We start from the raw sequence: 23,872 nt of genomic DNA, 5'->3' as shown, positions 1-23,872 counted from the left end.
TCTCCTGCAGGAGGTGGAAAAACAACACTTAAATGTTTGCATATCTTCCGAAAGCAGCAAAATCGGCGGCAGCAGATGCTGTTTTTCCACTTAATTCTCTTTAATCGTAAGAAATTTATGAAATAAGATGCATTTTTCCAATTGTTGGCTGCTGTTAGTGGGGGCACTTGCAACCCGCAGAGTATGGTTCTGCTAAAGAGTTTTAGTCCTGCTGTAGAGTGCTGGTTCTGCTACTTCCACGGGTTAGCGAGGTTGTAAAGTAACCCCTCACTCCCGAATCAGCTTCTCCTGCTGCAGCCGCGCGATCTTGCGGCGGAGAGGCAGGCTGAGCCACAGGAAGAACAGGCCCAGAATGATAACGGACACTCCTACGATAAGGTTGATTTTGTAGATGTTAGAGGAAGAGTTCAGCATAATCAGCATGATATTGAAGGAGCCGATGATCAGCTCCATGAACGCGAGGGCCAGATAGACTTTGTAGATTCTCTGATAGTGTTTGATTTTGGAATCTGCATCGGTATAGATCTGGAAGGGGCCTTCCGAGGCCTTCCTTCTGAAGAACACCCAGCGCTGGTTCATAAATGCACGATTGGCTTTGGTAGGGGTCCCGGACGGCACACGCTCGGCTCCGGTCTCCTCCATGAATTGCAAGTAGCCGGCCTCCTCCTTAGGGTCCTTCTCAAGCAGCTCAATCCGGTAAATATACTCCCCCTTGGCGCTCTCCTCGAATACATAACGGGCCCAAGAATGCTCCACCAGTGCCAATCCCTTGGCCGACATTTCATTCAGCCACGCTTCTTCCTTCTCGAAATCTATGAAAAATTTGCGTACCACTTGACTCATTACACTTCGCCTCCCAGTAGCTTTCTTCCATTTGTGAGCAGCTCGTCAAGCCTTACCATTTCACTCTGGACGATAGATTTGCCTAGCTCCGTAATCTGATATTCCTTCTTGCGGGAATCTTCTCCACCGGCCAGCAGCTTGATCCAGCCCCGTTCCACCAGCGTGCTTAACGCCCCGTATAACGTGCCTGCCCCCAGTTCCACGCGCTGATTGCTCAGCAGTTTTACATTCTGCATAATGCCGTAGCCGTGCATCGGGGTGAGCAGGGACAAGAGGATATAATAGACGCCTTCGGTCAGCGCCCCGTATTCATTGTTGCCCGACAATGCCATCACCTTCCTTATCGCGAATCTTTGTGTCTCATTCCACAGACCGGGAATTTCATTTATATCCTTCGGCGTTATAGCATCTGACGTTATAACATCTGACGTTATATCGTCAACCGATACATTGATTATATCGGCTGGCGATATAATAGTCAACAGACTTTTGCAGCACAGTTGGATTCCGCGCATTAAAAATCCCCCGCCCGCCGTTCGCACGGTTTGCAGGGGATCTCATTACAATATGAATCTGCGCGCTGCACTCGCTCCATGGTCAATCCGGAGAGCAGGTGCTCAGGCTTCTATTTCCTTTTTGCCGAAAAAAGCCTTCAGCGCCTGATACACTTCCTTCTTATCCTTAATCACATAATGCATGAACTGCTCCTGCTTCAGGTGGCGGTAGGCGGACATCAGAGTGCTGCTGCGGTTGTACTGGTTCACCTCACCGTAGCCGAACATATTGCTGCGCTTCAGCAGCTCGCCGATCAGCTTGACACAGCGCTCATTGTCGGAGGTCAGATTATCTCCATCCGAGAAATGGAAGGGATAGATGTTGTACTTGGCAGGCGGATAGCGGCTGTCGATAATCTCCAGGGCTTTCTGGTACGCCGAGGAGCAGATTGTCCCCCCGCTCTCGCCCCGGGTGAAGAAGTCATGCTCGCTGACCTCCTTGGCCTCCGTATGATGGGCCAGGAACACAATATCCACCTTCTCATACTGGCGGCGCAGGAAGCGGGTCATCCAGAAGAAGAAGCTGCGGGCGCAGTATTTTTCAAAAGTGCCCATGGAGCCCGAGGTGTCCATCATGGCAATAATCACGGCATTCGAGTGAGGGACCGTGATGTCATCCCAGGTTTTGTAACGCAGATCATCGGGGCTGATGCTGTGTATTCCAGGGTTGCCGCTGCTGGCATTGCGCCGCAGATTCTCAAGTAACGTTCGCTTCTTGTCGATGTTGGACATCATGCCTTTTTTGCGGATATCATTGAAGACAATCGATTTGACCTCAATTTCTTCCTTATCCTTCGGCTTCAGATGGGGCAGCTCCATGTCATGGAACAGAATATCCTCCAGATCCTCCAGATCGACCTCGGCTTCAACGGTATCTGCGCCGGGCTGATCGCCCGCCTTATCCCCTTTGCCCGGCTGGGCCGACTGGGAATCACGCCCGAGGACATCGCCTACCTGGCTCTCGCCATCTCCTTGGCCGACATGCTTCTGCTTGCGGAAATTATAGATAATCCGGTATTCATCCAGACTGCGGATCGGCACCTTCACAATCTGCTTGCCGCCCGACAAAATAATGTTCTCTTCAGTAACCAGATCGGGCAGATTGCCCTTGATGGCTTCTCTGACCTTTTGCTGGTGACGCTCCTGATCCTGATGGCCTTTGCGGTGAAGGGACCAGTCTTCTTTGGAGACGACAAAAGCGTATGGACCGGACGGCTGGGACAAGGATGACCACCTCCCATGGACTGTGTTATTCGGTATTGTCACTACGGAGACTAAGACGAAGCAGCAGGTTGTAACTAAAGTATATTCAGGGAGATGGGGGATATGTGAGCTGTATTATTCACTGATTTCTTCAATGAGCAGCCTGTAGCTGTTAGAACGGGCTTCGCCGGAGTACCTGCGTCCGTCGATGGTGAACAGATACAGGGCGGCCGTAGAGCCTTGAAGATCCTTGCCCATATAATCGGTATTTATTTTGACAAAATAAGTGAGTGTGGAAGTCTGCCCCGCTTCCAGCGTTCCCAGAGTAACGGTTCCGCTGTACGGCGTACCGGGTACAGTGATGGCGCTTATGGTAACGATATCGGGATCAATGACTGTACCCTGCGGTACAATCCGGATCACTGACACCTCAGCCGGATAATTCCCGCTATTGGACACGTAAATGTTGAATTCCGCGATGCCTCCAGGCTCGACAACGGGCGGCTCGCCCTCAATCTGAATGGAAATGATGGGCGTGAACAGCAACGTGGTCACCGCATTGGAGCGGGAGAGCTGCCCTACATTACGCCCGTCCGGCAGGGAGAAGGTATACTGGACCACCCCCTGATTCTGAATAGCCGGCGTCTGGCGGATATCGGTGGCACCCGGAATAGATACGAGAAAATCAACTACAGCAACAGCGCCTGCCCGTAAGGTGCCCAGCGGGATTCCGCCCCCGGGACGGACTCCCTTCTGGGGAACCCCGTCAATACGGACGCTGTCCCAGACGAACAGTACGCTTGGCGGTATGGCGTCCGTCAGCAGCGCGTTTACAGCCAGATTGCCACTGTTCTGTACAGTGAACTCGTACCGCAAGTTGTCGCCGGGCGCTACGCTGTAGAGATCAACCTTCAGGTTTACCGATAATCCAGGCTGGATGACCGTAATCTGAACCGAGTTGCTTGTGGTGGAGGTACTGTTGTCGTTGGCCTCATAAGAGATCTGTGCACTCGCCAGAATCACCGATCCTGAAGGATTGGAGCTCACCCGGACCCGGTAGGAGACCTCGACGCCTGAGCCTGCAGGGAGCGAACCCAGCCCGATGCCTGAAGCCGGGTTGGCCTCAGGCTGATAAATCCCGGCTGCGATAACACTTCCGGCAAGGAAGGAGGTACCTTCCGGAACGGGAAGCGTAGCAATGACTCCGGTCAGCGGACGGGTCCCTTCATTGCTGAGCTGGAGGGTATAGGTGACGACATCTCCTATGAAGGTAGTTGGAGTGCTGGCCGAGAGCAGGGAGGACAACTGGTAAGACAGCAGGGAGACACTGACCGGGTTGGAGCGGACCTCCCCGTTCACCGCTCTGCCTTCAGGTGTATTGAAGGAATACGTGCCAACCGCCCTGTTATGCAGCGCGAGTGAAGGCGGAAGCGAGATGACAATGACCTGGAAGGCGATACTGACTCCCGAATGGGGGGCGAGCAGGCCAAGGGGAATACCGGAAGACGGAGTGACCCCCGGAAGGGGGACTCCGTCTCTAAGCACACTATTGGCAATGAACGAGACGCCTGGGGGAAGCACATCCGTGATGGTGACAACCGCCCCGGTATTGCCGCTATTCTTGGCGGTCACAGTGTAGACGAGCGTCTCCCCCAGAGAAGCGCTCAGACGGTCTGCTTGCTTTTGCAGTGATAATACCGGGCCCACCACAAGCGTATTGACGGTATTGGAATAGGTAACCGAGTCAGCGCCCTCTGCCGAGCTGTATAGAACCATGGACTGATTACTTACGACAGGCTGGAGCCGTGAGCCGTCTGTCATATGACGATGACCTGAACCTGGAAGGTTACCGTTGTGGTAGCTCCCGGGGCGATCGTCCCGATCACGATACCGGTGCCCGGATTTGCTCCGGGACGCGGAGTGCCATCCACAGTTACGCTGCCTGCAACGAACTGGCTGCCGGCCGGGATCGGGTCAACAAGGACCACATTGTTGACGGGAACAATGCCGTTGTTGGTTACGGCAATCGTATAGGTGATGATATCGCCGACAACCGCATCGACAGCTGGTGTGCTCTTCACTGCTGTTACATCCGGTGAGGAGACCGGGATGACGAGTGTATTCGACAGTGCAGAGCCTGAGAGCAGACGTCCATCAGGCGGCGTGAAGGTGAAGGTTGCCGCCGCCTGGTTCACCAGCTGCTGCGGTGAAGGCAGGGAAGCCAGCGTAACTTGCAGGGTGACGAGCATAGTAACTGTGGCACCCGCTGGAACTGTACCCAGATTGATTCCGGTAGTCGGATCAGCGCCGGGAACGGGCTGGCCGTTAACCAGTACACTGTTCGGTATGAAAACAGCTCCTGCAGGGATAGAATCGGTTAAGGTGACGACTGCCGCAAGATTACCTGTATTGGTGACGCTGAGTGCATAAGTAACAGTATCTCCAACCGTGGCATTAGTGGTATCCGCAGATTTCAGGACACCGATAATCGGCTGGAATACCGGGGTAATCAGATTATTGGAATAAGAGGCGCCGGAGAATGCACCGGAGGTGAAGCTGACCGAAGCCTGATTGTTCAGTGTGGCCGGATTAGGAAGACTGTTGACGAGAATATTGAAGGTGACCTGGACCACTGCACCAGGGGCGATAGTGCCGAGCGAGATCCCGTTCGCAGGGTTGCCTCCCGGCAGCGGAGTGCCGTCCACGACCACGCTGCCGGCTACAAAGGAAGAACCGGCCGGAATCGGATCGCTCAGCACTGCATTGTTAACCGGTGCAATTCCGTTATTGGTGACTGCGATGCTGTACGTAACGGTATCCCCCGGGACTGCATCGACTACAGTAGTGCTCTTTGCAACCAGGACATCCGGCGACGATACCGGAATCAGATTGATGTTCGAGCTGGCCGACTGATTGAAGACGCGTCCGTCAGGCAGCGTATAGTTGAAGGCGATAATGGCCTGATTGCTGAGCTGCTGGCTGGCTGGCAGCGTGTCGATCACTACAGAGAATACTATGGTCAGTGATGCACCGGCTGCAACACTGCCCAGAGGGATTCCGGTAGCGGGATCTGCACCCGGAGCAGGGAAGCCGTTAATCAGTACACTGTTCGGAACCAGAGTTGTACCTGCGGGAATGGTATCAGTCAGCGTGGCCGATGCCGCATAGTTCCCTGAATTGCTGACATTAACGGTATAGACAATGGTATCGCCTACCGTTGCATTCTGAGAGCTGGAGCTCTTGGCTGCAGCGATAACCGGCTGGAAGACCGGAGTGGTCACAATGTTCGAGAAGGCTACACTGGACAGGGCGCCGGAAGTGAAGCTGACGGATGACTGATTGTTCAGTACACCTGAAGCCGGCAGAGACGTAACCGTTACGTTAAAGGCCACCGTTACAGAAGCGCCCGGAGCGATGCTGCCTATGGTCACCCCGGTAGCTGGTGAAGAAGCAGGGCGAGACACGCCGTCTACGAGCACACTGCCCGGAACAAAGGCGGTACCGGCAGGCAGAGCATCTGTGAATACTACATTATTAACCGCAGCAATACCGTTATTAGTCAGGGTCACGGAATAAGTGATGGTGTCGCCCACATTGGTTGCGGTGGTTGCGGTGGTTTTGACGACAGCCAGATTCGGGTTCGAGACAGGGATGGTCAGGGTGTTGGTGAGCACCGACCCTCCCAGGGTTCTTCCGTCAGGCAAGGTGAAGCTGTAAGCAACCGTTCCCTGATTCACCAGCAGCTGCGGCGATGGCAGTGAAGTGATTACCACCGAGAACGAGACAGCTACAGTGGCCCCCGGAGCGATAGTTCCGGCAGCAATTCCTGTGGAGGGATTAGCCTGCGGCAGAGGCAGCCCGCCAATCAGCACGCTATTGTCTACAAAGGTGGTGCCGGCTGGAATGTTGTCCGTTACTGTAAGGCTTGCTCCGTAGTTGCCTGTATTGGTGACATTTATGGTGTAGGTTACGGTATCGCCGACCGTTGCATTGGCGGTATTGGCTGTTTTGACCGCAGCGATATTGGGCTGGAAGACAGGCACTGCGACGGGATTGGAGAAGGTTGATCCGCTAAATACACCTGAGGTGTAAGTAACTGTAGCCTGATTGTCTATGGAGGCATCCCCGGGTACAGAGGTGACAGTGACACTGTACGAGACGACGGCACTAGCCCCGGAGGCAAGCGTACTGATAGTAATCCCTGAGGCCGGATTGGCATTCGGAAAAGGCACTCCGTTCACCGATACGCTGCCCGGCACAAAGGTGGCCCCGCCCGGTGTTGGATCACTGAGCACGACATTGTTGACAGGGTCCATCCCGTTATTGGTGATGTTCACGGAATAGGAAATGGTATCCCCAAGGGCAACGGAGGTGGAGGTTGTGCTCTTGACCACCGCCAGATTGGGGGCGGAGACTGCGATGGTCACGGTATTGGAGACGGCACTTCCGCTGAGCAGCCGCCCGTCAGGCGGAGTGAAGGTATAGGTGGCGTTTGCCTGATTGACAAGCTGCTGCGGTGAAGGCAGAGACACGATGAAGACCGTGAAGCTGACAGATACACTGGCACCGGGAGCTACAGTTCCAACAGTGATTCCGGTATCCGGTGCAGCCCCCGGCTGAGGGAATCCGCCGACAATGACGCTGTTGGGGTCAAATGTAGTACCCGCCGGGATGTTGTCGGTTAACGTAACATTGGCTGCAAGGTTACCGCTATTGCTGACCACAATGGTATAGATGACCGTATCGCCTACTGTGGCGTTCAGGTCACTGGCGCTTTTGACAAGGGAGATCTGCGGTTGTGTGACCGGTGTGGTGGTGACGTTGGACGATGAAGAGCCGGAGAAGACCCCGGAGGTGAAACTGACGGTGGACTGGTTATTCACCTGTGAAGGAATCGGCATGGTTATTCTCACCTCGAATGTGACGGCAACGGAGGCTCCAGGCCCCAGGCTGCCGATTGGGATGCCGGCCGACGGAACTGACAACGGCTGGGAGACGCCGCCGACAATTACGGTTCCGGGAAGGAACGCTGCATTCTCTGGCAAGGGATCGCTGAGAATGATATTGCTGACAGAGGTAATGCTGTTATTCGTCAACACGGAGGTGAAGGTAAGGATGTCGCCGGTCACGGCATCAATGGCATTGACGCTTTTGACAACATTGACATTCGGTGCCGAGACGGGAACCGTAAGTGTGTTCGACACGGTGTTACCGCCAAGCTGACGCCCATCCGGCAGGGTGAAAGTATAGGATGCAGCTGCCGAGTTAGGCAGCTGCTGGTTTGGGGGAAGCGAAATAACCGTAACAAGGAAACTGACTACGACGCTGTCTCCGGGAGCAAGCGGCCCCACCGGAATGCCTGTTAATGGGCTATACCCAGGTAACGGGGTCCCGCCTATACTTACGCTGTTGGTCTCGAATACCGTCTGCGGCGGCAGGGCATCGGTCAGATTCAGCATTGCCGCGATATTGCCGGTGTTGCTGGCCAGGATGGAGAAGGAGAGCAGACTGCCGACAGAGGCCTGCGCAGGGCTTGAGCTTTTGACCAGTCCAATGACTGGAATGAAGACCGGAGTAGACACTGTATTGGACAGGGCTGCTCCGCTGAATGAGCCGGCCGTAAAGGATGCGCTGGCCCGGTTGCTCAGTTGAGGCGGGCTTGGAATAGAGTTGGCATTCACTTGGAAGACAACGATGCTTGTGGCACCCGCAGCAAGTGTTCCGAGAGCAATCCCGGCATTTGGATTGGCAGAGGGTACGGCCGTCCCGTTCACCGTGACAGTTCCTGCTACAAAGGCACTGCCTGCCGGAGCCGGATCAGACAGCACTACATTGTTAACAGCTACGCCGCTGGGGTTGGATACAGAGACGGTGTAGGTAAGATATTCGCCTACAGCCACTGAGGTGAGATTGGCATTTTTGAGAATCGTGATGTTCGGAGCAGAGACTGGAATAGTTACCGTATTGGATACACTTCCACCGGACAGAGAGCGTCCGCTGGGCAACTGATAGGTGTAACTGCTGCTGCCCTGGTCCGTCAAGGTTGCCGGAGACGGCAGGGATTGAACAGTGGTCAGGAAGGTTACGGTCAAGGCGGCTCCCGGTGCTACGGACCCGAGCGGAATTCCGCTTACCGGAGAATCTGACGGACGGACCACGCCGTTCACTGTGACGCTTCCGGCGACGAAGGCAGACCCGGCAGGAATCGTGTCAGTTAAGGTTACCGTTGCTGCGAGGTTGCCGGTGTTCTGTACCTGCAGGATGTACTGCACATTTCCCCCAACCGTGGCGCTGTTGGGGCTGGCGCTTTTGACAATACCGATTATTGGCTGGTACACAGGGGTGAGGGTTGTATTGGACTGTGTGATGGCGTTGAAGGTCCCCGAGCTGTAAGAGGCCGATGACTGGTTGGCGAGCTGGCCGCTTCCCGGCACAGAGATGACACTCACCTGGAAGGTTACTGTTACACTGGCCCCTGGCGCAATGGTGCCTACGGATATCCCCGAAGCCGGATCAGCGGCTGGCCGGGCAGTTCCCGCCACCACCACACTTCCAGGCACTAGAGTGCTGCCTGCTGGTATCGGATCAGAGAGCACAACATTCGTGACGGCGACGATTCCGTTATTAGTAACCACAGACGTATACTGCAGGGTATCGCCTGCGGCGACATCCGGGAAGCTGGCGCTTTTGACTAGGGCGACATTAGGCAGTCTTACAGGTATGGTGAGCGTATTGGAGGCGGCCGTACCGTTCACAGTCCGCCCGTCAGGAACCAGGAAGGTATAGGCGGCTGTAGCCTGGTCCACCAGCTGCGGGGGAGAAGGCAGACTGTTCACCAGTACACGGAACTGGACTGTAGAGCTTCCTCCCGCCGCGATGGTGCCGATGGCGATCCCGGCGGCGGGATTACCCGCCACAGGCGTACCGTTTACCGTGAAGCTTCCCGGGATATAGGAGCTGCCGGCAGGGATGTTATCCGTGAGCGTTGTCGTGGCGCCGATATTGCCGGTATTGGAGATTTGCAGGGTGTAGAGAATCTGGTCTCCGACGGTTGCGTTGGAAGTATTGGCGCTTTTGACAATGCCGAGAACCGGAGAATAGACCGGCAGCGATTGTGTATTGGATGGAATAACCCCGCTCACAATCGGGCCTCCGGCCACACTCTGGAAGGTGAAGGCGGCGGTGGCTGTGTTGGGAACAAACTGCGGATTAGGCAAGGAAGTTACCCTGGCTTGATAGGTAACCGTTATAGAAGTGCCAAGGGCCAGTGATCCCAGCGGGATGCCGGAGGTTATATCATAAGTCGGCCTGGAAACACCGGCAACCACCACGCTTCCTGCGACAAAAGTAAGACCTGCCGGTAAAGTATCCGACAATACAACACTGGCTGCACTTGCCGTACCGGTATTGTTGACCGTTACGGTGTAGGTGACCAGATCGCCAACGATGGTACCGGCGACATTGGCGCTTTTGGTCAAGGAGATCTTGGGCGCATTGATGTCAATTTGCAGCCCGTTGGCGTTAACGACATACGCATCGCCTGAAGTAGTCAAGGTCAGGAGTGCAGAGGACTGGTTATTGACCAGACGCGCAGAGACATCCACATTCGTGATATCCCAGCCCTGCCGCCCCCCGACAATGTTGGAGCCCGGACTGCCGTTGGTCTGGTTGCGGGTGCCGAACGTACCGGTCGTATTCAGATTGCCGGCATCATTGTTAATCTGCGAAGCGAAGAAGTTATTGGCAAAATTGTTAGGCCCGGAGAGGGCGACCTGAGTGGTGGAGGTAGGGCCGAAAAGCGCCTGGTCTCCCGAGCGGTTGGCATCTCCTTCCTGGGCGCTGAACTGGATACGTCCGCCCAGCGCGCCGGTAACAGGTGTGGCGAAGCCGGTAATGGTGGTGACCACCGGGGCCGAGGAGGCTTGGACAAGGACAGCGCCTGCGCGCAGGGACATGTTGCGGAAGGGCAGCGACGGATTCTGGTAGATGACAGCAAGTGTCCAGCCGGCATGGTTGGCAGTGGAATCTCCGGGAATTACAATAGTTCCGACTACACCGCCAGTGACATAGGTTCCGGCACCGGAGGCTTGAATGATGCTGGTGACATTTGCGGAACGGACATATGCGAGTGCACCCCCGCCCAGATCCACCGAATTGGCTGTGGCTGAATCGGGGGTTACACTGACCGTGTTCCCTAGCGGTGTAGTGAAGGATACAGGGTTGTTGATTGCCGCAGTGAGATTGACGGTACCGTTAACATAGGAACCGCCCCAGATCAGCTCGGCATACAGAACTGTGCTTCCGGCAGGGAGAACCAGAATGGCTGCTGAACTGTTGCTCTGATATAGACTGGTAGTGCCAGCAGGATAGGTGCCGTATACAGAAGCTGTATTAATCGTAGAGAAGCCTCCGATACTGTCCTGTGTACCCGGTACACCGGCAGTTTCAGAGCGGCTTAGTCCCAGCGTGTTGCCTGTGAAAGTGATGGCGCCTGTTGCATTAACCGTAGACCGAACGACTAGAGGAATAATTTTCACCTCCTTTTGAATAGAAGCTCTGACAGCAAGTGGAAACGGCTTTACCGTCCTTGTAAAGGACGGTACCGTTTCAGCGAGAAATAGAAGGATAAGTTATCATGTGAAACAAATAAATTCTTCTATTTTCAAAAAAAAAGCAGACCGGCTCCTGTGTGAGCCGATATGCCATCTTGCTTGTGTTGTATTAGCCTATGTTCCGTTTTGGGCAATCTTGTATGTCCATCCCGAATTTCATAACATGTATTTCCTGTTCTGCAGCCGAAGCCGGCGCTCCAGCAGCGCCTGTGGCTCAGGCAGCACCTTCCGGCTCATCGCCTCTAGTTCCTCATCGGTAATCTCCCGCTTAATGACGGCGAAGTGGTACATAATTTCATGGATGACATTGGACTGCAGCGTCTTCAGAACCTCCAGCTCTTCCGTATCATACAGATTGTCGTCATACGGATATTGATAGAACAGCTCCATCCGCAGCAGTCTGAAGTCAAACGGCGGCAGCGGTACGGGATAATCCGGGATTTCCGGGCACAGCGGGCTCTGATAGGGCTGGAAGAAGCGGCCGGTGAAATAACGGGGGGTATACTCATCGAACTTTTGCTTAAACATAGGGTTGGAGGCATGCGGGAAGCTATGGGCATAGGGTGAGAGGACACACACAACTGCTTGGTGCGTGCTTATTCTATAAATCTCTGACATCGCTGCAAACAGATCGTTCACATAAGGCATGACCCGGCTGGCCATCACGAATTCGGCCGTATTGTCGGGCAGGGGGATTCCTTCGCAAATATCGCAGACGATATCCACCCCGGGGTAATGTGTGCGGTCGATTCCCAGATACCCGGACTCTTTGCCGGGGCCGCAGCCGATATCGATTCTCAAGGATACCACTCCTTCAAATGCTGAATAAGGCTCTTCATCTATTATATTAGTCTGGCGCTTCTGTGCGTACGGCTGATGCCCAGCCCGTAACGGCAAGTTTACACTACCCGGCTTATGGGGTAATCCATAGGTAAGGTAAGCAGCACACAACCAACAGAGGAGGTACACATCATGAGACTAGAGCGTACGCTATCCGCTATGACAGGAATCGCTGTATTGATGCTCACCCTGACGGCTTGCGGCGGGAACAGCCCGGCGCAAGCCCCCGGAGCATCGTCCTCGGCAGGCTCTACGGATATCCCTGTACAGACAGCGGCGGTACCTCTCGCCAGTCCGGTGCTTAAGTCTAGTCCTTCCGCAGCCGCAGAGCCTGTGAAGATTCAGGGCTCAGGCACTTATGTCGGGCAGATGGATACCCATTCCGTGGAGATTGTGACAGAGGAAGGGCCGACGGCCTTTGAACTCGGTGCAGGTACAGAGGATGCGCCGGAAGGGCTTGAGATGGATGAGCCTGTAGTATTTACTTATGTGGAAAAAATAGTCGGAAAAGATCCTGTCGTGATTCAGCGGGTATTGTCCAGTCTGACCAAAGCGGACTGATTCGGCAGGGTGTCCGGAACCAGGACTGCAATGGTGGAATACCCCATGGGTATCCTCCTGTAGCAGTCTTTTTGCCGTTTTTGGAGCCCGCTCCAAAGGTTATTTTTTTGTAACCGGTTTTGAGAGAAACTTTTTCCGCCCAGCTTGCGTCAAAGAGATAGAAAAATGAGAGATGTTTCCTATTTCGGGAGGGTGAGCTTGTGAAAAAGTTATGGATTTCGATTGTAGCAGGATTATTGGTGTTCCCGATGTTGTTTCAGGCCCCTGCCCAGGCAGCAGCAAAACCCATCAAAGTTATTATTGATGGAGTGACCTTGTCCACCGATCAACCGCCGGTAATGGTGAACGGACGGACCATGGTACCGCTGCGGGCTATCTTTGAAGCCTTCAATGCCGACATCAAGTGGAATCAAAAGACACAGACAGTAACTGCTTCCCAGAATGATACAACGATTGTACTGAAGATTGGCTCCAAGATCGCAACAATCAACAATAAGGCAGTCAGCCTGGATGTGCCGGGGCAGAATCTGAAGGGCCGCACAATGGTGCCTACCCGGTTCGTCAGTGAAGCGCTCGGCCGCGAGGTCGGCTGGAATCCGGCTGCGCAGATTGTAACGATCACCACTCCGGTTCCGGTAGGCGGGAATGCGGCTCCGGTATCGGGGGTAACCGCCCAGGATATCGGCGATTATGGAGACGGCCGGGATCTGCAGGTCAGCTTCAACCGTGCGGCCGACGAATCGCTGGTAGATCATTACCGCGTGCTTATCACCAAGAACGGCACCACACTAAATCTGTCGTCTGCACTGGCAGTAGGGTCCTATAACTACTCCGTTGCTCTGGTAACAGGAGCGAATCCTGTTGTGAAGCTGAATGCAACCGCCAGAACGATCGACGGTGACCTGATTAAGAATAATCAGGGATATAGCGTATATGTAGTGACAGTCGGCAAAGGTAATAACACCAGTGCCCTCTCCAGTGCATCTGCCGTTATTACATTGCAGAACAAGGCAGTTCCGGCACTGGGCACCGTCCAGGCAACGGATACCAGTGATTACGGGGACGGCCGGGATCTCTCCGTCAGCTTCAACAAGCTGGCCGATGAGAGTAAGATAAGCTCTTACCGGATCTTCGTAGTCAAAGCGTCGAATTCCCAGGTTTTTGATCTGGGCAGAGCTAATGCGGTCTCCAGCAGCAATTACACGCAGATCAACAAGACAGGGAACAACATCAGCATGAACCTCTCCTCCGGCTCGCGAGATACAGATGGAGCGCAGATCAAGACGGGTGTCAGCTACCGGGTATATGTACTGGCGGTTGACAGCAGCAATGCAGCGAATAACGTGCTGTCACCTGCTTCGGCGGCTCTTATACTCGCCAATGCAGGGGTATCTAACCTGAATGTGACCGATGTGAATGATTATAATGACGGGCGGGATTTGAAGGTTACCTTCAACCATGCCTCAGACGAGACCAACATCAGCCAATACCGCATTCTGGTTGTGCCTGCGAACTATTACAGCAGCTTCAGCTTAAATGATGCGAATAACGTATCCAGTGCGAATTATACGGCGGTAAACACATCAGGAACGTATACCGAACAGATTCTGAGCTCCTCCAGCAGAGATGTGCGCGGTTCCCTGATCAGGAACGGAACCAGCTACAGAGTGTATGTGCTCGCGGCAGGCAACTGGAACAATTCGGGCTCGAATGTGCTATCTGCTGCTTCTCCGGCGATTACGCTGGTGAATACCTCCGGCCTCAGTGCCATATCGAATCTGAGTGTGAGTGATGTGAATGATTATGGAGATGGGCGTGATCTGAGAGTAGCCTTCAATCATGCCGCAGACGAATCCTACATCAGCCATTACCGGATTCTGGTGGTGCCTATGAATTATTACAGCAGCTTCAGCTTGTCGGATGCGAACAATGCGGGGACTTATACTACCGCAGCTACCTCCGGGGACAGCACCAATCAGGTGCTCGATGCCTTAGCCAAAGACGTACGCGGCGCAGCCATCAAGCCGGGAATCAGCTACAGGGTATATGTATTGACTGTCAGAAACGGCACCTACCAGGGAGCTAACATATTGTCGGAGGGATCGGCAGCCATTACGTTATCGGCTAAGCTTCCCGTCACCTCCGTGACGAATGTGACTTACGGCATGGATAACGGCAAACTTGCGGTTAACTTCATCAAGTCTGCCCGTGAGTCGAATATTTCCGAATACCGGGTATTCGTAGTCCCGTCCAAGCAGAGTTTCGGTACAACTGAGGCCCTTAACGTGCAGTCGTCTTATTACAGATCAGCAGTCCCTAACGGAAGCAATCTCTCTATAGCAGCTGCAGCCAGAGATATTAACGGTAACCCGGTTATCAAAGGCACCAAGTATAAGGTATACGTGCTTGCGGTAGCCAACAGCTCTGGAGTGCAGAACGGCGGACTGTCCGATTCAAGCGAAGAGTTCGAGATCTAAGCGTCCAGGCCTGCATACATGGCTCCACAACAAAACACAGCATGTCCCTGTTCAAGGGGATATGCTGTGTTTGCTGTACACTAGTTTTTAGGACGCTCCGGCATTTACCAGAACAACGGATAGCAGAAGCATGAACAGAAGCAGGAAGCCGGCGTTGATGATGGTGCCGATGACAGCAAATACCTTGCGCCGTCTGCGCAGGGTCAGGCCGATAATGCCGGTAACCGCCCCGATGATATTCACTGCGACCAGGATCAGCATGATCAGCCCCAGATACATGATCGTTTCTGCTGAATCGGCAATCAGTTTATTATGCTCATTCATCAGAGAAGACGCTTGCGCCCCTACATACACGAAGGTAACGGCATAGCAGACCAGTGTGAGTAGAGCAATTATGAACGAAGCGATACCGGGGCCGGAGTGCTTATAGTCGCGTTTGTTCTCCTGGTATACATAATCAGTGTTCGTATCTTGTTCCGAAGAGCCCCATCTTGCAGGTTCGGTTGCGGCGTTGTCCGGTTTGGGCGGTGAATGATAATCCATGGGCTGCACTCCTTGGGATGTAATAGGTTATTACTACCACTTCATCATAACACCGCTCTAAATGCAAGTCTTCAGTCAGTGCACATACGCTCAGAATGACGCGGCTGGCAAAAGGCGAAGCAGATACGTTAAGATAGGAGAAGTTCAACTCAGGGAAGGAGGAGCTGTATATCCATGCAACGAAGATTGATAGGCTGGGGAGCCTTGCTGGGTATGCTGTCCGTTGCCATCGGTGCGTTCGGATCGCATATTCTGAAGCCTAGAATCAGTGAGCACTATCTGCAGATATACGAGACGGGCGTCCAGTATCATATGTTCCATGCGTTGGCCCTGATACTAATCGGGCTTACCGCAGGGCAGTGGGGCGAAAGTGTACGTCTGCGCTGGGCAGGGCGGCTGATGGTTGCCGGGGTGATCCTGTTCTCGGGCAGCTTGTATATTCTCAGTATTTCCGGTATCAAGGTTCTCGGAGCGATCACTCCGCTTGGAGGCGTATGCTTCATTGCGGGCTGGATCTGTCTCGCCTTGGAGGCCTTCCCGCGCAAGAAGTGAAGTGCGGCCGGAGCATGTATCCACCACAATAACGGTAAGACGAAGAAGCACCCGCCCCCGGACCCCGGAGGGGGTGCTTCTTCGTCTTACAGAAATTCATCAATTTCATTAAGCTTGAATGTGTAGACCTGCTTCTCGTCCACATGGTATACACTCAGCGAATTCTCGGTTTCGTCAAAATTCAGAATGCGGCAGGGCATGGACACCTGCTTGCCATGCCGGTTCGCACGAAGCCGGACCAGCTGGTTATTCTGAATGTACTGCCTGATTTTGCCGAATACATCAGCAGGAGTTTCTACCGGTGCTGCTGCTGGCTTCTTGACTGCTGGTTTCTCTGCAGGCTTGGCTGCCGCCGGAGGGTCAGCCGGCTTCTCCGGCAACTTCACTTGCACCGGAGCAGGTGTGAAGCCGTCATTCTTCAAAGCCATTTTTGCAGACTTCAGCAGATGATCAATGGCTCTTCCAAGCTCCAGCCCGGAGTTAATGTTGAAATCCGTGACTTTGTCGCTGGCATTCAATATTTCAAGCAGGAACTGCAGCGCAAGCGGGTTCGTGCGGGCATTAATCAGGATGTCGACATTGAATAGATAATTGCCGTCGGTGTGTTGTAGTTTCTTATCCATTAATCCCCCAGCTTAATCGTTAGTCACGATTTCTTTAATTTAAATTAGTATATAAACTATACCACTAAATAAGCGGAAATTATATACCCTCCTGCATAGAAATAAGGACTTCCGACCCTCCAATTTCTCTATGAACTAGGACCATCGTCCACACGCGCTCTGAACCGCAAGCATAACCTACAACGTGAATGTGAAAAGAAGGAGGTGCTGCAAATGGTAACGTTAGAGCCTATGCAGGTGGGCGACCATGTCCTGGTGGGTGTTGAGGTGAAGCTGCCCAAAACTACGCTGCTCAGCATCAGTACAGACAAGGGATATATCATGTGCGGGGCGCTGGATATTGGACTGTTGAATGAGGTGCTGAGCGACCGGAAGATTATTGCGGCAAGGGCTGTCGGGGTGCGCACGCTTACTCAGCTGCTGGCCGCGCCGCTGGAGTCTGTAACTATAGAAGCAGAGAAGCTGGGAATTGTTCCGGGCATGTCCGGTGCAGAGGCCCTGCTGCTAATGATGTAAGATGCATAGCGATGTGTAGTCAGCCAAGGAGCTTCCTAGCCCCTTGGCTGACTTTATTCTGTCTTTGAGCCGTATCATTAAGCATAACCGGCGACTGCTTGGTTCATCCTACGGGGTAGGACAGAAGCTTGAATCTGGTGGCGGGGATGAGGGCTTACCCGGGGTCATGCTTGTTTCGCCCTCCAGGCAAAAGGGTAAATGAAGAATAGACAACTGCAAGGCCGGACAATGGACAAGCAGCCGGCTAAATTTAATGGATAAGGAAGGGATCATCTCATGGCTAAAGCATCAAACAAAGTGAACACCGCTTCATTGGAACAGGTACTGAACCGTCAGGTTGCCAACCTGAACGTATTGTATGTGAAAGTGCATAACTATCACTGGTATGTGAAGGGTGAGCAGTTCTTCGCCCTGCATGTGAAGTTCGAAGAGCTGTACGATGATATTACACTCAAAATGGACGAGGTGGCTGAGCGCCTGCTGAGCATCAAAGGCAGCCCTGCAGCAACTATGAAAGAATATTTGGAACTGGCTACCATTCAGGAAGCCACAGGCAAAGAAGATGCCCGCGGTATGGTTCAGGCACTGATTGAGGATTTCGCTACAGTAGCGGAAGAACTGACAGAAGGCATCGAGCTGGCAGAAGAAATCAGCGACCAGCCGACAGCAGACCTGTTCATTAAGATCCGCACGGATCTGGAGAAGAACCAGTGGATGCTGCGCGCTTTCCTGGGCTGATTGCGGGAGAAGTAGCACAATGATTTGAATATAGGAATAAAGTCTCCCCTGAAGGGAGGCTTTATTTATTTTTCAAAATATAAGGATTCATGTGCTTCGCATGATCCCCTTTAAAAGGGCAGCGTAGCCCTTTCTACTCGAATTCACTAAGATTCAGGGGGAGCATTCTATTCTCATCAATCATCATTTGAATGAATTTCAGTGAAGCCTGCAGCTCCGGTTCCGAGAATTCACCCATTTTCTCAATGAATTTCTCCTCCAGGTTCTCGTGCATCCGGGCGTGGAGTTCAAAGAGCTGTCTGCCTTTAGGAGTAAGGCTGAAGTAGATTTCTTTCTTGTTGTCATTCATCCGGCTCCGCTTAATGCAGCCATCCTGGAGAAGCTTGGTGCTGATCTTAGTGATGCTCGCCTTGGACAATTTCATGCTCTCCGCAATGGTAGTGCTGTTGACAGGCTCCTGATTGCCGATGCAGTCGATGACATGAATGCTGGTCAAGCTGGTTGAAGTGAGAGTAATCCCGTTCTTCCGTGTGAGATCAGTAAATACATCCATTTCGGTTGCGAAAGTCTCTTCAACTAAATGGGAGAAGTGGAGAAAACGGTCATACAGCAGCCGCTTAAGTCCTTCAGAGGAATGCATAGGGCTTAGCTCCTTTCTGCAAAGTACCTTTATTCTAACTTAAAATTATTAACGTGTAAACTAACTATTCAGACAAGTTATTTATTATATTTGCTGATTATAAAATTAAATAATAAAGATTGACATCGTATTTCTTTCAAAATATAGTTAACTGGTAAACAATATAAAATATTGAATGCCAAACGATATTTGGGGGGATGAAGATGAAGGATGTGTCCACAACGGTTAGGGAACGGCGGACCATTCGGAGATTCAGCGCTGCACCGGTTGAACAAGAACGGATTATTTCCTTGGTAAATGAGGCGGCTGGCTTATACGAGTCCGAAGGAACGCCGCACTGGCGCTGTCTTTACTTCGGTACTCCCGAGTCCCGTGAAGAGCTGGCTGAATCCATGATGGCGAAGGTGACGGGCGGCCGGCTCGGGAAGCTCCTTCCTGCCCGCATGACAGATCTTCTAAGAAGGCAAATCACGGGTACTCCCGCTCATGTAATCTTCATCGCCGAGTCCGCCGGCACGGAGCGGCAGCGGGATGAGAATTACGCGGCGGTCTGCAGCATCATGCAAACGGTTCAGCTTCTGGGCTGGGAACAGGGGCTGGGGATGCTGTGGTACACGGATCCCTTGATTCTGAGCGAATCGTTCTATAAGCTCATCGGCTGGCGTGAAGGAGAGCGGTTTGCGGGGATACTGGAAATCGGCTCCTTCGACAAAGCGCCGCGAGGACGAAAAAGAACACCGGCAGAACGGAAATGGACAATTATCGGGGAAGACAGCCGCCAGCTTGAGGATGCCGCCCCTTTCTCTGCATACAATGTCCTTAGGCTGCTGAACGAGGCGGTCTGGGCGCCGAATGATGGCATGCGGGAGCCTTGGCGGTTCATCTATGTGACGGGTGATAAGACAGAGGCATCAGGCAAACTGCAGTTCTCTGAAGAGGCACCTTCACCGCCGTTTCTGCTGGTCGTAGCCAGAGAAGAGACGGACCCGCACAAGCAGGACGAGGATTATGCCGCGGTGTGCAGCCTAATACAGAATTTTCAACTGCTGGCCCGGTCTGAAGGGTGGCAGTTGCGCCGCAGGATTCCGGAATGGGTCTATGACCGGAAGCTGTGTGAGTCCTTCGGGCTTCGTCCGCTGGAACGGATCGTCGCAGTACTTGAAGCGGGGGAACATAAGCGGTATTCAAATTCCGTTTTTCCTATTCCCGCAGTGAAGATAACCATTAATTAATTTGATAAAAAAGGGCCGATGTAATAAAATTAGTGAGAATCATTGATAATCATCCTGATTCACTTTATAATAATTATAATGTGATATAAAATCTAATTGCTTGTAATCAGGGTTAACCTGTGACAATACAACTTTCTGATTTCGCAAATCGATCAATGGAGGGAATAATAATTATGGCAGCAGAATTTGTCATTGAGGGACTGAAAGCGACGATTGAAGGAAAAGAAATTCTGAAGGGGATTAACCTTCAGATGAAGGGCGGAGAAATTCACGCCGTGATGGGACCGAACGGTACTGGTAAAAGTACGCTGGCCTCCGCGTTGATGGGTCACCCGAAATATGTTGTTACAGAAGGCACAGCTGTGCTTGAAGGTGAGGATCTGCTTGAGATGGCAGTGGATGAGCGCGCCCGCGCCGGGTTGTTCCTCGGGATGCAATATCCAAGTGAAATCAGCGGAGTGACGAACTCCGACTTCCTGCGCAGTGCGATTAACTCGCGCCGTGAAGAGGGCAGTGAGATCTCACTGATCCGCTTCATCCGCCAGATGGAAGCCAAGATGAAAGAACTGGATATGAACCCTGAATTCCTGCACCGTTATCTGAATGAAGGCTTCTCCGGCGGGGAGAAGAAGCGTAACGAGATTCTGCAAATGATGATGCTGGACCCTAAGATCGTCATTCTTGACGAAATTGACTCCGGCCTTGATATTGACGCACTCAAAATTGTTGCCGATGGTGTGAACACCATGCGCAGCCCGGAACGCGGATTCCTGATTATTACCCACTACCAGCGTTTGCTTAATTACATCAAGCCCGACTATGTGCATGTCATGATGCAGGGACGGATTGTGAAATCCGGCGGCCCTGAGCTGGCCCACAGACTGGAAGCTGATGGTTATGAATGGATTAAGGAAGAACTCGGCATCGAAGACGAAACTGTAGGACAAGAAGCTTAGAAACGCTGGAAGGAGGAAACCACTTATGACGACGCAAACCATTCTTCCCGTGGATGCACAGCAGCTCGGCGCACAATCGCAGAGTAGCGGCGAACCGGGCTGGCTGAAGGACAGCCGTTTGAAGGCTCTGGAGCTTGCCGCAGGGCTTGACCTGCCGAAGCTGGAGAAGACACGGATTGACCGCTGGAATATCAACAACTACGGGGAATACAAGCCAAGCCAGGCGCTGGCGGCACTTCAAGATGCACCGGCTTCTATTGCCGGGCTGATTGAAGGACAAGAGGAAGGCAGCCTGATTATTCAACGGAATTCAGGGGCTGTATATGCCCGCCTGGCTCCGGAGCTGGCTGCGCAAGGTGTTATTTTCACCGATTTGCAGACTGCAGTCAGAGAGCATGGAGACCTTGTTCAGCGTTATCTGCATAAGGCAGTATTGCCGGAAGAGCACTCCATCGCCGCACTGCATGCAGCACTATGGAACGGCGGGGTATTCCTCTATGTTCCGAAGAATGTTGTCATCGAGACTCCGCTGCAGGCGGTTCTGCTCACGGATGACGCTGAAGCTGCCTTTGTACCGCATATTCTGATTGTTGCCGATACTAACAGTTCGTTGACCTACGTGGATAACTACGTATCCGATAAGACTGAAGCGGGTCTGCATAACGGAGCCGTTGAAGTATTCGTAGGTGCAGGTGCCACTGTGAGATACGCTACCGTACATCAGCTGGGACAGGATACAACGGATGTGACGTACCGCCGCGCCGTTGTGGAGAATGACGGCACCATTGAATGGATCATCGGTGAGATGAACTATGGAGATACAGCCAGCGATACCAAATCGGTGCTTAAAGGCAACGGCTCAAGCTCAGATGCGAAGGTCATTGCTGTAGGCTCCGGTTCGCAGAAGCTGAGCTATACTACACAAGCCCAGCACTTCGGCAGAAATACACCAAGTGACATGATCACGCGTGCTGTTATGCGGGATTCAGCAACCTCGATTATTAACGGAATTACGAAGATTGAGAAGGGCGCTACCAGAGCTGACGGACAGCAGACAGAGAAGGTTCTGATGCTAAGCCCCAAAGCGCGCGGAGACGCCAACCCGATCCTCCTTATAGATGAAGATGATGTAACCGCAGGCCATGCCGCTTCCGTAGGACAGGTCAATTACGAGCAAGTCTATTACCTGATGTCCCGGGGATTATCGCGGCATGACGCAGAAACACTGATCATATACGGCTTCCTTGCACCTGTTGTATCGCAAATTCCACTGGAGGGACTGCGCAATCAGCTCCAATCTCTTGTGGAAAGGAAGTTAGGCCAATGATTAGCAGTCAGATCCGGGAGCAGTTTCCCATCCTGAACCAGAAGATCAACGGCCATCCGCTGGTCTACCTGGACAGTGCGGCCACTTCACAGAAGCCGCGCCAGGTCATTGAGGCGGTCAAGTCTTACTACGAATGGGATAATGCCAACGTACACCGCGGGGTGCATACCCTGGGGAGCCGGGCAACCGATGCGTATGAAGGTGCCCGCGAGAAGCTGAAGAACTTCATTAATGCCCGCAGTGTGAAGGAAATTATCTTCACACGCGGGACAACGACCGCGCTCAATATTGTAGCTTCCTCTTACGGTCCTTCCGTCCTGAAGGAAGGGGATGAGATCGTGATTACCCAGATGGAGCATCACAGCAATTTCATTCCCTGGCAGCAGCTGGCCAAGAACACCGGGGCTACCCTGAAATTCCTGCCGCTGCAAAAGGACGGTACGATCACGCTGGAGGATGCCGAGCAGACGATTACTGCCCGGACCAAGATCGTAGCCATTGCGTATGTATCCAATGTCATGGGCGTTACTCATCCTATCAAAGAGCTTGCAGCGATTGCCCACCGGAACGGTGCAGTAATTGTGGTGGACGGTGCACAGAGCACACCGCATCTGAAGGTGGATGTGCAGGAACTGGATTGCGATTTCTACGCCTTGTCCGGGCACAAGATGCTTGCACCTACTGGTATCGGTGCTCTCTACGGCAAGAAGGCGCTGCTGGAAGCTATGGAGCCGGTTGAATTCGGCGGCGAGATGATCGATGATGTCGGGCTGTATGAGTCTACCTGGAAGGAGCTGCCGTGGAAGTTCGAAGGCGGAACACCGATTATTGCTGGTGCCGTCGGCTTAGGAGCAGCGATTGATTTCCTGCAGGAGGTCGGGATGGATGAGATTCACCGCCACGAAATGCAGCTTGCAGCATATGCGGAGCAGCGGCTGTCGGAGGTCAGTGATCTGACGATCTATGGTCCCCGCAACCGTCAGGTGGGGGTAGTCACCTTCAATCTGGGTGATGTTCATCCGCATGATGTGGCCACCGTGCTGGATGCGGAAGGCGTGGCTGTCCGCGCGGGGCATCATTGCTGCCAGCCGCTCATGCGCTGGCTGGAGGTCAGCTCCACCGCCCGGGCGAGCTTCTACCTGTACAACACTGAACAAGATGTAGATGCGCTGGTTCAAGCCTTACTTAAGGCAAAGGAGTATTTCAGCTATGAACTTGGATGACTTATATAGACGCGTAATTATGGATCATTACAAAAATCCCCGGAATCGCGGCTCATTTGAAGATGACGCACTTAAGATTGAGCTCAATAACCCTACCTGCGGCGACCGCATTACGCTTCAGCTTAAGGTGGAGGATGGGATCGTCCAGGACGCCCGTTTCAGCGGCGAAGGCTGTTCAATCAGCATGTCGTCGGCTTCGATGATGACGGAAGCGGTCAAGGGCCAATCGATAGCGCATGCGCTTGAGATGGCCGACAGCTTCTCCTCTCTAATGAAGGGTGAGGAAGCAGATTTCGGTGACTACGAAGATATTGAAGCCCTGTCCGGTGTTAATAAATTTCCGGCGCGGATCAAATGTGCCACTCTGGCCTGGAACGCGCTTCGCAAAGGCATAGATACGCAAAGAAGCTTATAAAATAATATTACACACAA

General features: G+C 53.0%; 19 protein-coding genes. 10 read left to right on the top strand and 9 right to left on the bottom strand.

Annotated elements, in window-relative coordinates; genetic code table 11:
- Window positions 1-267: 267 nt before the first annotated feature.
- The 6 genes from MKX42_RS24485 to MKX42_RS24460 form a co-directional block, all read right to left on the bottom strand.
- Window positions 268-843, bottom strand: a complete 576-nt coding sequence (locus tag MKX42_RS24485; protein ID WP_340755293.1) for a DUF2812 domain-containing protein — start codon at window positions 841-843, stop codon at window positions 268-270.
- Window positions 843-1,175 (bottom strand): PadR family transcriptional regulator, encoded by a 333-nt coding sequence (locus MKX42_RS24480; RefSeq protein ID WP_340757793.1) that lies wholly within the window; start codon window positions 1,173-1,175, stop codon window positions 843-845. The genes MKX42_RS24485 and MKX42_RS24480 overlap by 1 nt, the downstream gene beginning before the upstream one ends.
- 285 nt (window positions 1,176-1,460) lie before the next feature.
- Entirely contained in the window at window positions 1,461-2,621 is a 1,161-nt protein-coding gene (gene yhbH / locus MKX42_RS24475) for a sporulation protein YhbH (RefSeq protein WP_340755291.1), read from the bottom strand.
- A gap of 114 nt (window positions 2,622-2,735) precedes the next feature.
- Entirely contained in the window at window positions 2,736-4,421 is a 1,686-nt protein-coding gene (locus tag MKX42_RS24470) for a hypothetical protein (RefSeq protein WP_340755289.1), read from the bottom strand.
- Complete coding sequence (locus MKX42_RS24465) at window positions 4,418-11,128, bottom strand: DUF7507 domain-containing protein (protein ID WP_445669389.1); 6,711 nt, start codon at window positions 11,126-11,128, stop codon at window positions 4,418-4,420. The genes MKX42_RS24470 and MKX42_RS24465 overlap by 4 nt, the downstream gene beginning before the upstream one ends.
- A 240-nt stretch (window positions 11,129-11,368) precedes the next feature.
- Window positions 11,369-12,013 (bottom strand): methyltransferase domain-containing protein, encoded by a 645-nt coding sequence (locus MKX42_RS24460; RefSeq protein ID WP_340755285.1) that lies wholly within the window; start codon window positions 12,011-12,013, stop codon window positions 11,369-11,371.
- Between the two features lie 171 nt (window positions 12,014-12,184).
- Between MKX42_RS24460 and MKX42_RS24455 the strand changes: the two genes are divergently transcribed.
- Together MKX42_RS24455 and MKX42_RS24450 are read left to right on the top strand one after the other, a co-directional pair.
- Window positions 12,185-12,613, top strand: coding sequence for a hypothetical protein (locus MKX42_RS24455; RefSeq protein ID WP_340755284.1), 429 nt, complete (start codon window positions 12,185-12,187; stop codon window positions 12,611-12,613).
- A gap of 200 nt (window positions 12,614-12,813) precedes the next feature.
- Window positions 12,814-15,090, top strand: coding sequence for a copper amine oxidase N-terminal domain-containing protein (locus tag MKX42_RS24450; protein ID WP_340755282.1), 2,277 nt, complete (start codon window positions 12,814-12,816; stop codon window positions 15,088-15,090).
- Between the two features lie 87 nt (window positions 15,091-15,177).
- Here MKX42_RS24450 and MKX42_RS24445 read toward each other — a convergent pair whose 3' ends face one another.
- The gene (locus tag MKX42_RS24445) at window positions 15,178-15,633 is read right to left on the bottom strand and encodes a hypothetical protein (protein ID WP_340755280.1); all 456 of its coding nucleotides are present in this window, start codon (window positions 15,631-15,633) and stop codon (window positions 15,178-15,180) included.
- Window positions 15,634-15,807: 174 nt separating this feature from the next.
- On the opposite strand from MKX42_RS24445, the gene MKX42_RS24440 reads away from it, so the two are divergent.
- A complete protein-coding gene (locus tag MKX42_RS24440) occupies window positions 15,808-16,185 on the top strand; it encodes a DUF423 domain-containing protein (protein WP_340755278.1) in 378 nt (125 codons plus the stop codon).
- An 86-nt stretch (window positions 16,186-16,271) separates the two neighbouring features.
- Here MKX42_RS24440 and MKX42_RS24435 read toward each other — a convergent pair whose 3' ends face one another.
- Window positions 16,272-16,808 carry a hypothetical protein gene (locus MKX42_RS24435; protein WP_340755276.1) on the bottom strand — a complete coding sequence of 179 codons (537 nt, stop codon included), beginning with the start codon at window positions 16,806-16,808 and terminating at the stop codon, window positions 16,272-16,274.
- Window positions 16,809-17,021: 213 nt separating this feature from the next.
- On the opposite strand from MKX42_RS24435, the gene MKX42_RS24430 reads away from it, so the two are divergent.
- Together MKX42_RS24430 and MKX42_RS24425 are read left to right on the top strand one after the other, a co-directional pair.
- Window positions 17,022-17,324 (top strand): YunC family protein, encoded by a 303-nt coding sequence (locus MKX42_RS24430; protein ID WP_340755274.1) that lies wholly within the window; start codon window positions 17,022-17,024, stop codon window positions 17,322-17,324.
- 276 nt (window positions 17,325-17,600) lie between these two features.
- Window positions 17,601-18,062: a Dps family protein gene (locus MKX42_RS24425; RefSeq protein ID WP_036692784.1), complete on the top strand. Its 462-nt coding sequence runs from the start codon at window positions 17,601-17,603 to the stop codon at window positions 18,060-18,062.
- Between the two features lie 133 nt (window positions 18,063-18,195).
- Here the strand turns inward: MKX42_RS24425 and MKX42_RS24420 are convergent, their stop codons facing one another.
- Entirely contained in the window at window positions 18,196-18,702 is a 507-nt protein-coding gene (locus MKX42_RS24420; RefSeq protein ID WP_340755271.1) for a MarR family transcriptional regulator, read from the bottom strand.
- Window positions 18,703-18,905: 203 nt separating this feature from the next.
- On the opposite strand from MKX42_RS24420, the gene MKX42_RS24415 reads away from it, so the two are divergent.
- The 5 genes from MKX42_RS24415 to sufU all read left to right on the top strand — a co-directional run bounded on the left by MKX42_RS24415 (window position 18,906) and on the right by sufU (window position 23,855).
- Window positions 18,906-19,934: a nitroreductase family protein gene (locus MKX42_RS24415; protein ID WP_340755269.1), complete on the top strand. Its 1,029-nt coding sequence runs from the start codon at window positions 18,906-18,908 to the stop codon at window positions 19,932-19,934.
- A 173-nt stretch (window positions 19,935-20,107) separates the two neighbouring features.
- Window positions 20,108-20,890: a Fe-S cluster assembly ATPase SufC gene (gene sufC / locus MKX42_RS24410; RefSeq protein WP_340755267.1), complete on the top strand. Its 783-nt coding sequence runs from the start codon at window positions 20,108-20,110 to the stop codon at window positions 20,888-20,890.
- Between the two features lie 25 nt (window positions 20,891-20,915).
- Complete coding sequence (gene sufD, locus MKX42_RS24405) at window positions 20,916-22,217, top strand: Fe-S cluster assembly protein SufD (RefSeq protein ID WP_036721436.1); 1,302 nt, start codon at window positions 20,916-20,918, stop codon at window positions 22,215-22,217.
- Window positions 22,214-23,440 (top strand): cysteine desulfurase, encoded by a 1,227-nt coding sequence (locus MKX42_RS24400; RefSeq protein WP_340755266.1) that lies wholly within the window; start codon window positions 22,214-22,216, stop codon window positions 23,438-23,440. The genes sufD and MKX42_RS24400 overlap by 4 nt, the downstream gene beginning before the upstream one ends.
- A complete protein-coding gene (gene sufU / locus MKX42_RS24395; RefSeq protein ID WP_339313364.1) occupies window positions 23,427-23,855 on the top strand; it encodes a Fe-S cluster assembly sulfur transfer protein SufU in 429 nt (142 codons plus the stop codon). The genes MKX42_RS24400 and sufU overlap by 14 nt, the downstream gene beginning before the upstream one ends.
- The last annotated feature ends 17 nt before the right edge of the window (window positions 23,856-23,872 follow it).

It is taken from the genome of Paenibacillus sp. FSL R7-0204, from assembly GCF_038002225.1.
Taxonomy (GTDB): Bacteria; Bacillota; Bacilli; order Paenibacillales; family Paenibacillaceae; genus Paenibacillus_AQ.
Note: the sequence above shows the minus strand (reverse complement) of the source record. Positions and strands in the feature narration are given on the sequence as shown.

Bases quoted from the DNA above. Each gene is read 5' to 3' on its own strand.
- MKX42_RS24485 (WP_340755293.1), bottom strand. From the start codon at position 843: ATGAGTCAAGTGGTACGCAAATTTTTCATAGATTTCGAGAAGGAAGAA.
- MKX42_RS24480 (WP_340757793.1), bottom strand. From the start codon at position 1,175: ATGGCATTGTCGGGCAACAATGAATACGGGGCGCTGACCGAAGGCGTC.
- MKX42_RS24470 (WP_340755289.1), bottom strand. From the start codon at position 4,421: ATGACAGACGGCTCACGGCTCCAGCCTGTCGTAAGTAATCAGTCCATG.
- MKX42_RS24455 (WP_340755284.1), top strand. From the start codon at position 12,185: ATGAGACTAGAGCGTACGCTATCCGCTATGACAGGAATCGCTGTATTG.
- MKX42_RS24445 (WP_340755280.1), bottom strand. From the start codon at position 15,633: ATGGATTATCATTCACCGCCCAAACCGGACAACGCCGCAACCGAACCT.
- MKX42_RS24440 (WP_340755278.1), top strand. From the start codon at position 15,808: ATGCAACGAAGATTGATAGGCTGGGGAGCCTTGCTGGGTATGCTGTCC.
- MKX42_RS24435 (WP_340755276.1), bottom strand. From the start codon at position 16,808: ATGGATAAGAAACTACAACACACCGACGGCAATTATCTATTCAATGTC.
- MKX42_RS24430 (WP_340755274.1), top strand. From the start codon at position 17,022: ATGGTAACGTTAGAGCCTATGCAGGTGGGCGACCATGTCCTGGTGGGT.
- MKX42_RS24425 (WP_036692784.1), top strand. From the start codon at position 17,601: ATGGCTAAAGCATCAAACAAAGTGAACACCGCTTCATTGGAACAGGTA.
- MKX42_RS24420 (WP_340755271.1), bottom strand. From the start codon at position 18,702: ATGCATTCCTCTGAAGGACTTAAGCGGCTGCTGTATGACCGTTTTCTC.
- MKX42_RS24415 (WP_340755269.1), top strand. From the start codon at position 18,906: ATGAAGGATGTGTCCACAACGGTTAGGGAACGGCGGACCATTCGGAGA.
- sufC (WP_340755267.1), top strand. From the start codon at position 20,108: ATGGCAGCAGAATTTGTCATTGAGGGACTGAAAGCGACGATTGAAGGA.
- sufD (WP_036721436.1), top strand. From the start codon at position 20,916: ATGACGACGCAAACCATTCTTCCCGTGGATGCACAGCAGCTCGGCGCA.
- MKX42_RS24400 (WP_340755266.1), top strand. From the start codon at position 22,214: ATGATTAGCAGTCAGATCCGGGAGCAGTTTCCCATCCTGAACCAGAAG.
- sufU (WP_339313364.1), top strand. From the start codon at position 23,427: ATGAACTTGGATGACTTATATAGACGCGTAATTATGGATCATTACAAA.